Below are 2497 nucleotides of genomic sequence, written 5' to 3' on the forward strand. Positions count from 1 at the left end.
CTTGCCGGCCAACTTTCGGTCGACCAGGCCCTGCAGAGCGCCCAGCAGCTGGCAACCCGCGAAATGACCAAAGCCGGCTACATTAAATAAAACCTCCTGAGCAAGAGGCGGATCCTTGACAATCCGCCCCTCTGGGTCGCCGATTGCCCGAACTGCATCGGCGGCCTCTTTTTTCAACCAAAGCTGCCTTGCGGCCGCTCCCCGCTTCCGTCCAGATCGGTGATTGCCATGGCAACGTTACATACCCGCTCCGCCGCGCGCCTGATGATTGCGCCCTCCGTGCTGCTGCTCTTTGCGTGGATGATCGTCCCGCTTGTGATGACGATCTATTTCTCACTGCTGAACTACAATCTGCTCAGCCCCGGCATGGAGAGCTTCGTCGGCTTTCTGAACTACGAATACTTCCTGACGGATCCGGCCTTCTTCGCGGCGCTGATCAATACGTTGTTGCTCGTCGCTGGCGTGTTGCTGATCACCGTCATCGGCGGCATCGCCTTTGCGCTGCTGCTCGACCAGCCGATGTACGGCCAGGGTATCGTGCGCATTCTGGTGATCGCGCCGTTCTTCGTCATGCCGACGGTGGCAGCACTGGTCTGGAAGAACATGTTCATGAACCCGGTCAACGGCCTCTTCGCGCATCTTGCCAAGGCGCTCGGCCTGCAGCCAATCGACTGGCTGGCGAATGCGCCGCTGTTTTCCGTCATTCTGATCGTCGCCTGGCAGTGGCTGCCCTTTGCTACCCTCATCATGCTGACCGCACTGCAGTCGCTCGACGAGGAGCAGAAGGAAGCCTCCGAAATGGACGGCGCCGGGCCGATCTCGAAGTTCATCTACATCATCCTGCCGCATATGGCGCGTGCCATCACCGTGGTGATCCTGATCCAGACGATCTTCCTGCTTTCGGTCTTTGCCGAAATCCTCGTCACCACCAATGGCGGGCCGGGCACCGACAGCACCAACCTCACCTATCTCGTCTATGCCCAGGCGCTGCTGCAGTTCGATATCGGCGGGGCATCGGCCGGCGGTATCGTGGCTGTTATCCTGGCTAATATCGTCGCGATCTTCCTCGTGCGCCTCGTCGGCAAGAATCTGGAGGCTTGAGATGGCCAGAAAAGTCACTACGCAGCGCAAGCTCATCGTCACCGCGATCGCCTGGACGCTCGGCATCCTGATCTTCTTCCCGATTCTCTGGACGTTTTTGACCAGCTTCAAATCGGAAGCCGACGCCATCGCCTCGCCGCCGCAATTCCTGTTCTTCCACTGGACGACGGAAAACTACGCCGAGGTGCAGAGCCGGTCGAACTATCTCAGCCACTTCATGAACTCGGTGATCATCTCCTTCGGCTCGACGCTGATCGGCCTGATCATCGCTATTCCCGCCGCCTGGGCGATGGCGTTTTCGCCGACCAAGCGGACCAAGGACGTGCTGATGTGGATGCTGTCGACCAAGATGATGCCGCCTGTGGGCGCACTGATCCCGATCTACCTGCTGTTTCGCAATTCGGGCCTGCTCGACACGCGCACCGGCCTCGTCATCGTGCTGACGCTGATCAACCTGCCGATCATCGTCTGGATGCTCTATACCTACTTCAAGGAAATCCCCGGCGAGATCCTCGAGGCGGCGCGCATGGATGGGGCGTCGCTGATGAAGGAGATCGTCTACGTGCTGACGCCGATGGCGGTGCCCGGCATTGCCTCGACGCTGCTTTTGAACATCATCCTTGCCTGGAACGAGGCGTTTTGGACGCTCAACCTCACCGCCTCGAAGGCGGCGCCGCTGACGGCCTTCATCGCTTCTTATTCCAGCCCCGAGGGCCTGTTTTACGCCAAGCTCTCGGCGGCATCGACGATGGCGATCGCGCCGATCCTGATCCTTGGCTGGTTCAGCCAGAAACAACTCGTCCGCGGTCTGACCTTCGGCGCTGTGAAATAACATAAACGGGAGAGAAACATGGGCAGCATTACCCTTCAGAAGGTTTCCAAGGTCTTCGGCGAAGCCAAGGTCATCCCTTCGATCGATCTCGACATCAAGGACGGCGAGTTCGTCGTCTTCGTCGGCCCGTCGGGCTGCGGCAAGTCCACGCTGCTCCGGCTGATCGCCGGGCTCGAGGATGTCTCCGGCGGCAAGATCGTCATCGACGGCAGGGACGCCACCGAAAAGGCGCCGTCTGAGCGCGGCCTGGCCATGGTGTTCCAGTCCTATGCGCTTTATCCGCATATGAGCGTGCGCAACAACATCGCCTTCCCGCTGAAGATGGCCGGCGTCGACAAGGCGGAGATCGACCGCAAGGTGAGCGATGCCGCCCGGGTGCTGAACCTCACCGATTATCTCGAACGCAAGCCGCGTCAGCTGTCCGGCGGCCAGCGCCAGCGCGTGGCGATCGGCCGCGCCATCGTGCGCCAGCCTTCGGCCTTCCTGTTCGACGAACCGCTGTCGAACCTCGATGCCGCGCTACGCGTCAACATGCGCCTCGAAATCAGCGAGTTGCATCAGCAG

Annotated in this window: 3 protein-coding genes; all 3 read left to right on the plus strand. The window is 60.5% G+C overall.

The window, feature by feature from the left end; translation table 11 throughout:
* The first annotated feature begins 228 nt into the window (after window positions 1-228).
* On the plus strand, window positions 229-1101 hold the full coding sequence (locus MOV76_RS38860; RefSeq protein ID WP_018497491.1) for a carbohydrate ABC transporter permease: 873 nt from the start codon (window positions 229-231) through the stop codon (window positions 1099-1101).
* Between the two features lies 1 nt (window position 1102).
* On the plus strand, window positions 1103-1933 hold the full coding sequence (locus MOV76_RS38865; protein ID WP_018072683.1) for a carbohydrate ABC transporter permease: 831 nt from the start codon (window positions 1103-1105) through the stop codon (window positions 1931-1933).
* Between the two features lie 18 nt (window positions 1934-1951).
* A partial coding sequence (locus MOV76_RS38870) for an ABC transporter ATP-binding protein (RefSeq protein WP_247266565.1) occupies window positions 1952-2497 on the plus strand: 546 nt, incomplete at its 3' end.

The organism is Rhizobium sp. PRIMUS64, assembly GCF_023006465.1.
Lineage (GTDB): Bacteria > Pseudomonadota > Alphaproteobacteria > Rhizobiales > Rhizobiaceae > Rhizobium > Rhizobium leguminosarum.

Excerpts from the sequence above, each read along its gene's own strand:
- MOV76_RS38860 (WP_018497491.1), top strand. The coding sequence starts at position 229 with ATGGCAACGTTACATACCCGCTCCGCCGCGCGCCTGATGATTGCGCCC.
- MOV76_RS38865 (WP_018072683.1), top strand. The coding sequence starts at position 1,103 with ATGGCCAGAAAAGTCACTACGCAGCGCAAGCTCATCGTCACCGCGATC.